A 6,423-nucleotide genomic window follows, 5' to 3' on the forward strand; every position below is an offset into this window, starting at 1 on the left:
CTTTATTGTAGGTGGGCCAGTTGGTGATTTTGAACTTTTGCTTTGCCACGGAACGGTCTGCGTTGTCGGGAAGATACGTGATCTGATCCTTCAACTCAGCAAAAGTTCGATTTATTCAACAAAGCCAGTCTTTTTTCCACTATCAGACTTTGTTTTTCTTGTTCTAGTTGATCAATTTGCGAAGTGAGGCTATTAATGATCTCAGGGCTTTTAGCTGAACCTATAGCCAATACATAGTTCTCAATTTGCGATTGTATGTCCGCTATTTTCCCTTCTAAACCAGATGGTTGATATTTCGTCTGTAAGAATATTCTATCGGCTATTAGTTGTAAAATCGTCCTTTCAAGGGTGCTTGCCCTGAATCCCCACTTATTACAATCTTGATGTAAATCTCTGGATGCACATTGGTAACGGTAAGCATGTGGATGGTTTTTAAGGGTTGATTTAGCCTTAACCATGTAACATGAGCAGTGCGCACAGTGCAAAATACCAATACCGGAAAGTAATGGTATTTCTGGATTACTCTCGCGATTCGGGGCAAATCCTTTGTTTCCAACTTGGAGCTTTAACGCTTCATATTCATCTTTGCTGATGATCGCAGGGTAATAATCATCCAGAACGTATTCTGCATTGTTTACAGTGATTACTTTTCGTCCATAAATGGCAGGTTCAAGGATTCTGGAACAATGCTGCATATTCCATATACCTTTTGATTTTTTGTTGCCAATAACCGGTCCATCGTAGTTGTTTTTCAGATGTTGAAGGATCATCCGATTTGACCAACCGTCTTGTTTTAACTGGATAATTTTTTTTGCTATGGGGAACAGGACTGGATGCGGATTGACATATCCAGTACTTGAATCTGTCCACCATTTATCCGAGCCTAACTCTTTAATTGCGACTACAGGATCACCTGGTTTCCGTTCCTGGTGACGTCTGATCTTGGACAGAGCACTTGCAATGGTGCGGTGTGATTTGGTTGAACTTTCTTCGTTTGCACGGCTGAACAACATCACGCTAAACATCAGTTGCTGCAATGTCTCGGTGTTTACTTCAGTCTGTCTGTAAACCTGTTTATCAATCCCGGTAATTACCGTGATGCCATTAAGTAATAAGCTGGTGAAAAGGTTAACCGCTTGCATGGCGTTCTGGCGTGAGAAGCGATCAAGGGATTCAATCAAGAGGAAAGACCCCTTTGGGATCAAACCGGATTCAACTTGGTCTATGAAATCCGATAAAGCTCCTTCCTGAACGTTTTTACCCTTGTACGCGGATACCCCTAAATCTTGGTATTCCTCGAAAATCTCCAGATCGTACTCAGTAGCAATCTGTTTTGCCATTTCAGCAATGTAGCTCTTCTGACGCTCAATCGAACTACCTTTACCTTGTCGTTCGCTGGAGTAACGGATATATGAATATAAGCGTGGACGATTCATGGTATTGAATTTCACTGGAAGTACTGTATTTCTTAAGATTGTAACATGTGCAGACATTGGTCATCACCTCCTTGGTAATCCATTGGGGCGACAGGTATAGCTGTTTTTACGCCTCAATTCTTAATGAGGTGTATTTTACTTTAGTGTTGCCGATGGTAACGCCCAGCACCGCCATCACGGTAAAGCCCAGACCGGTCAGCACCGCGTGGATGAGGTACAGCACCGGTGCGACGAACAGGAACAGGAATTCGATTGGCTCGGTGGTACCGCCCACGACGCAGGCGATCACGCCGGAAATCAGCAGGCCTTTAATTTTATGACGGTTTTCCGGGCGCGCGCAGTGGTACATCGCCAGCGCGGCACCCGGCAGGCCGCCGAGGAAGGCAGGCATTTTACCCTGAGACAGGAAGCGGGTTGCGCTTTCGGAGAAGCCGTGGGTGGTCGGGCAGCTCAGCTGCGCCTGGAAGATGGTCAGCGCGCCGCTCACATCGTGACCGCACACCTCCATGGTGCCGCCCGCTTCGGTGAAGCGAATCAGAGCCACCAGGATATGCTGCAGGCCAAACGGCAGGAGCAGACGCTCGCCGGTGCCGAAGATCATCGGACCAAAATCTCCCGCGCCGTTGATGATGCGGCCAATACCGTTAATGCCCATCGCAAAGACCGGCCAGATCAGCGGAATGATCAAACCAAACAGACCCATGACCACCAGGGTCACAATCGGCACAAAGCGGGTACCGCCGAAGAAGGCCAGGGCATCCGGCAGACGAATATTGTGGAAGCGCTCGTGCAGCATCCAGATAATCACGCCCGCGATCACTGCACCGAGGATCCCGGTATCAATAGACTGGATACCGATCACGCTCTGAATGTTGTTAGCTTTCAGCACGGCAGCGTCGGTGGTCGGCAGAATGCCTTTCGCGGTCAGCCAGAAGTTAACCGCCAGGTTCATCACCGCGTAACCCACAAAACCGGCAAACGCCGCGACGCCTTTGTTCTCGCGGGCCAGGCCCAGCGGGATAGCGATACAGAACATGACGGGCAGGAAGCTAAACGCAAAGGAGCCGACTTTACTCATCCAGATGAATCATGATTGAAGTGATATTAATATGTTAAATCAGATAGTTAAGGTTATGCGGTTTTTCTATGGGGCATCAGTGGGGCATTTTGAGTAAATGATGCGTTCAAAATGCCCACCTGGTCATGGTTATTCTCGGTCATCCATTTACCGTAAACCGTGAATAGCATTTGCGCTGACGAATGGCCCATCTGGTGCGCAACGAAATTTGGGTTCGCTCCGGCGACCAGTGCCCAGCACGCATATGTGTTCCTGGTTTCATAAGACCGTCTTTGTCGGACGCCTGCACGACGCAGGGCAGTGCGCCAGGCTGAATTAATGGATCCTGGGACGTAGCACATCGTCTTCTTACCGTTCATTGAAGTAATGGACGGCGAGAATATAAAGGTGCATTCATCGGTTCTCTTTTTTTTGTATTCCCGTAGGCTGACGCTTACCTTGTGGGATGCCATCATTCTGGTCAGTGGCATTTGCGCCTTGAGGGCATCAATTGCTGGCTGGGTCAGCTGTATTGTTCGAATCCCGGCGTTGGTTTTTGGCAGGGTGAAGTTTCCCTTCAGGGAATAGTTCCGTGACACTGTAACAGTCCAGTTGACAGTATCCACATCCTCCCAGGATAACGCGCTTAGTTCGCCATGCCTGACGCCTGTATTTACCGCAAAGATAACCATATTCTGAAACTGCAGCGTTGGGCAGGCCGCAACCACTCTCTGATACTCATCAGAAGTAAGAGGATCTGGAATGGGCCTTTCTTTTGCGAGAGGGGTAATACCTGCCATCAGATCGGTTTTCAGGTAGCCACTTTTGAAAGCAAAGCTCAGCATCCCGCCAAGGCATGCCATATAGCTATTGACTGTAGGAACGCTTCTTCCCTTTTTGGGTGGATGATTTAGGCCATGTCTGGTCTTCTGCCAGCCGTTCAGTAGCTCCTTCCTGGCACTAAGGATATCTTCAGTGTTCAGGCTGCCGATATACCTGTGCTCACCAATTGTTTCGATAGTGGTTGTGAGGTGGCAATCGTAACGCCTCAACGTCCCGAGGCTAAGCTCCATCTCCTTAAGCCCAAGCCATTTCGATTTCAGTTCAAGTAGTGAGATTTGCTTTCTGACAGTGCTGAATTTCTCTGCGTTCGATGAATCAGGGAATTGCGAGGCATAATTGAATGTGCCTGTCTTTATCGCAAAGCAGACTGAAGCCCGAAGTTCGCCTGCCATTTTCCTGTTTTTTGGCGTGTCAGGAACGCCGAGATTTTCCCTGACACGCTTCCCCTGATATATGAACCATATGCGTAACGATTCGCCATGAACCTCTACGCCTGTTGGGTATGCTGCCATAATCATTCCTCGTTTGATGTGCCAAAGGACATTTAAGCAGATATTCTCCGGCGTTTCGCTGGGCTTTGGTGCTCGATCCAGTGGTTTATCTCATCGCGGTTATACATGATTGGGCTGTTTTGCTTAGGTGCCATATCAGGGGCAACATGGCGATAATGCTTTCCCTCCATCCAGGTAGACCGGCGGGCATGCTGAATCATGTGCTTTGACATGCCGGTTGTCGCAGTTAAAAGTTCCTCTGTGACCCATTTATTCGGTACCAACTGAATAATGTCGCTCATGGTTTTCTCCAGGCAAAAAGAAGCCGCCCGTAGGCGGCAATAACATCAAGGGATGTGATGCAGTGCTTTCGTACCCAATAGCCAGCTCATAACTGGCTATCAGTTGCGTCAGTCGTCTTCATCTTCGTCGTACTTGTACTGGTCATTCATGCCGTGCTGTTGCGGCGTGTCGCCTGGATAGCGAACCTGAAAAGCAAACTTTCGCCATTTGAAATGCTCTTCTTCGGTCTGCTCACTCCAGCGCGGAGCAATATCATCAGCAGACCATTCTCCATTCTTGAGTAAGACGGTTCCGCAGTTGCTACCCATATCTTCATCCGCATAACGGATATGAAACTCGAGGTGCGGGAATCTGCTGGAGAGCTCATGGTAAACAGGCTCTGGGCAACTCCATGCAGTCTCAAAACGAATCACCAGCGGGGCGCCGCTCGCCGCATGACGCGCCAACTTCTTTTTGAAAACACGTTTATCGTATGCCCGCACGTGCGTTGGTCGATGCTGGTAGCCTCGCTTAACTCTTTCACGCGGCCTGTAGATCGGCATTTCTACACTGTAGGCATTCCACTTTGTTCCCCATTTGGCGCATGACCAGTCGTACCAGGAATAAAACCCGTAACGGCGCTTATTTTCGATGCGCATCATTGCGTGTTGCTTAACCTTTTTTATGAATTTGTCCGTGCTTCCGTGCTTGCGCATCATTTCTATTACTGCGGCTGGGCTTTCAATTTCCTCGAATGCGAAGCGGCCCATGTGCTCGCCAGCGATAGCGCTGGCAAGTTTTTCCACCCAGGAACTCTCGTCAATCATCAGGCTCTTTGGCATGCGAGAAATATTGTTGAAATCAATATTCCCGCGCTTATTGGTGATTGTTCTGATAAACGCGAGGCGCTGTTTATTGGTTCCGCCTATAACGCGGATTTCGTTTGTTACGTGGTTTGGCATTCTGTCTCCTTACGCCGCACGCTGGGCGCGCAGCTTCTTCAGGTGTTCTGCTGTTTCGATTTCTTCGGCGATCCGCTCGGCCTGTGCTTTGGTCAGCGGCTCGAATTCATGCTGAAAGCGGCCCATGCTGGCGATGCAGGTGCGACCGTTTCTGATGTAGTGGATTACTTCGTGGGTAGCGCGGAGGATTTGGCAGGGTGCGCCGTGGGGATCGGCGTACCAGGTATTAGGCTGGATTATCCTGAACATTTGAAGAGCCCTGTATCATGAGGAATACTGTCATCGCTGCACGAAGCGCATTTTCATGTTCATACTCATAGAGTGGCAATGCGGTAGCACCATGCAGGCCTTCTTCATTCCAGTTCCAAAGGATATTAATTTCGTTATCCGCGATGATTTCCCCTGCATCTGACCATGAATTTACAGGGTCAAAAATCACCTCTTCTGGCTCCCCGTCACTGTATGGGCTTTCAATATTTCCGTATCCCAACCGATAAACGTATCCAGCAGGGTTAAACATAAACAGCATTTCCTGATGTAGATTATTAAGCTCATCAGCAACTGCTGCGTTTATTTCCGTATCACTCAACTTGCTGTAATCCATCACAATCCCCTCTGCTTATTCCTCAATTCGATCTCTTCCTGGCAACTGGAACACGTTTTGCAGCCGGGAACGGCAGCGCGCCGCGGCTCGGGAATTGGTTCGTCGCATTCTTCACAACGCTCAGCTGATACGGCGTTGCGGTTGAGCCGATGAGCGGAAAGGGCAGCGTTACGCTGAAGCTCTTCAATCTCTGCTGCGGTATCGATGATGTCTGCCATGGTCAATGCTCCCGGAACTGTCGGTTAATTCGGTTGAAGGTGAACGCCAGCAATAAAAAAGGCCGACTAAACGACCTAGTGATTAGTGCCTTCATGCTGCACCGCCATCATTCTTCTCGGCTTCGACAGCCATCTGCTCAAGCCGTAGCGATAACTCGGTGGCCAGCGTCTGGAATTCTTCCTCGGTCGCCACCGGGATCGGCACAAAGCGAATCCCGATATGCGCCAGGTGGTTGGCAATTTCGAGGCTTTTTCTCAAATCAACTGGTGAGACTCTGTTCATGCGGCGCGATCCTCTTCCTGGAAGATAATTTCCATTTCAAGCTTCTCGGCCAACGCATTCTCCGCTCGGGCACCAGCGGAGTGCTCCCAGCCTTCAAGCATGTAGATAGCATCAGCACAGCGAAGCATAGACAGGCAGATGTCCATGTACTCGGCCTGGGTTAATCCATCTGGTAGACGGGCGGGATTCAGAACAATATGGCCTTTCGACCAGAGATGAAAATGCGCATGGTTAAAAGCGGCACGGT

General features: G+C 49.3%; 9 protein-coding genes and 1 pseudogene. All 10 read right to left on the bottom strand.

From position 1 onward, the window contains the following. Positions 1-95 precede the first annotated feature (95 nt). Positions 96-1,493 (bottom strand): recombinase family protein, encoded by a 1,398-nt coding sequence (locus tag ACWYRJ_RS20275; protein WP_455508510.1) that lies wholly within the window; start codon positions 1,491-1,493, stop codon positions 96-98. Positions 1,494-1,578: 85 nt separating this feature from the next. Then, a pseudogene (locus ACWYRJ_RS20280) lies at positions 1,579-2,523 on the bottom strand (maltose/glucose-specific PTS transporter subunit IIC); the annotation flags it as partial. A 44-nt stretch (positions 2,524-2,567) separates the two neighbouring features. Then, a complete protein-coding gene (locus tag ACWYRJ_RS20285; RefSeq protein WP_022650950.1) occupies positions 2,568-3,848 on the bottom strand; it encodes a site-specific integrase in 1,281 nt (426 codons plus the stop codon). Between the two features lie 32 nt (positions 3,849-3,880). After that, positions 3,881-4,129 carry an excisionase family protein gene (locus ACWYRJ_RS20290; protein ID WP_022650951.1) on the bottom strand — a complete coding sequence of 83 codons (249 nt, stop codon included), beginning with the start codon at positions 4,127-4,129 and terminating at the stop codon, positions 3,881-3,883. 108 nt (positions 4,130-4,237) lie between these two features. Beyond that, positions 4,238-5,071 (bottom strand): DUF1281 family ferredoxin-like fold protein, encoded by an 834-nt coding sequence (locus tag ACWYRJ_RS20295; RefSeq protein ID WP_455508511.1) that lies wholly within the window; start codon positions 5,069-5,071, stop codon positions 4,238-4,240. 9 nt (positions 5,072-5,080) lie between these two features. After that, the gene (locus ACWYRJ_RS20300; protein WP_455508512.1) at positions 5,081-5,320 is read right to left on the bottom strand and encodes a DUF4222 domain-containing protein; all 240 of its coding nucleotides are present in this window, start codon (positions 5,318-5,320) and stop codon (positions 5,081-5,083) included. Further along, positions 5,298-5,675, bottom strand: a complete 378-nt coding sequence (locus ACWYRJ_RS20305; RefSeq protein ID WP_455508513.1) for a phage protein NinX family protein — start codon at positions 5,673-5,675, stop codon at positions 5,298-5,300. Before ACWYRJ_RS20305 ends, ACWYRJ_RS20300 begins: the two co-directional genes overlap by 23 nt. Then, entirely contained in the window at positions 5,675-5,893 is a 219-nt protein-coding gene (locus ACWYRJ_RS20310) for a TraR/DksA family transcriptional regulator (RefSeq protein ID WP_455508514.1), read from the bottom strand. Before ACWYRJ_RS20310 ends, ACWYRJ_RS20305 begins: the two co-directional genes overlap by 1 nt. 91 nt (positions 5,894-5,984) lie before the next feature. After that, positions 5,985-6,176, bottom strand: coding sequence for a DUF1382 family protein (locus ACWYRJ_RS20315; protein ID WP_455508515.1), 192 nt, complete (start codon positions 6,174-6,176; stop codon positions 5,985-5,987). Continuing rightward, a partial coding sequence (locus tag ACWYRJ_RS20320) for a DUF4406 domain-containing protein (RefSeq protein WP_455508516.1) occupies positions 6,173-6,423 on the bottom strand: 251 nt, incomplete at its 5' end. The genes ACWYRJ_RS20315 and ACWYRJ_RS20320, both read right to left, overlap by 4 nt.

This window comes from Enterobacter sp., from assembly GCF_977039595.1.

Bases quoted from the DNA above. Each gene is read 5' to 3' on its own strand.
- ACWYRJ_RS20305 (WP_455508513.1), bottom strand. From the start codon at position 5,675: ATGGATTACAGCAAGTTGAGTGATACGGAAATAAACGCAGCAGTTGCT.
- ACWYRJ_RS20315 (WP_455508515.1), bottom strand. From the start codon at position 6,176: ATGAACAGAGTCTCACCAGTTGATTTGAGAAAAAGCCTCGAAATTGCC.
- ACWYRJ_RS20295 (WP_455508511.1), bottom strand. From the start codon at position 5,071: ATGCCAAACCACGTAACAAACGAAATCCGCGTTATAGGCGGAACCAAT.
- ACWYRJ_RS20300 (WP_455508512.1), bottom strand. From the start codon at position 5,320: ATGTTCAGGATAATCCAGCCTAATACCTGGTACGCCGATCCCCACGGC.
- ACWYRJ_RS20310 (WP_455508514.1), bottom strand. From the start codon at position 5,893: ATGGCAGACATCATCGATACCGCAGCAGAGATTGAAGAGCTTCAGCGT.
- ACWYRJ_RS20285 (WP_022650950.1), bottom strand. From the start codon at position 3,848: ATGGCAGCATACCCAACAGGCGTAGAGGTTCATGGCGAATCGTTACGC.
- ACWYRJ_RS20290 (WP_022650951.1), bottom strand. From the start codon at position 4,129: ATGAGCGACATTATTCAGTTGGTACCGAATAAATGGGTCACAGAGGAA.
- ACWYRJ_RS20275 (WP_455508510.1), bottom strand. From the start codon at position 1,493: ATGTCTGCACATGTTACAATCTTAAGAAATACAGTACTTCCAGTGAAA.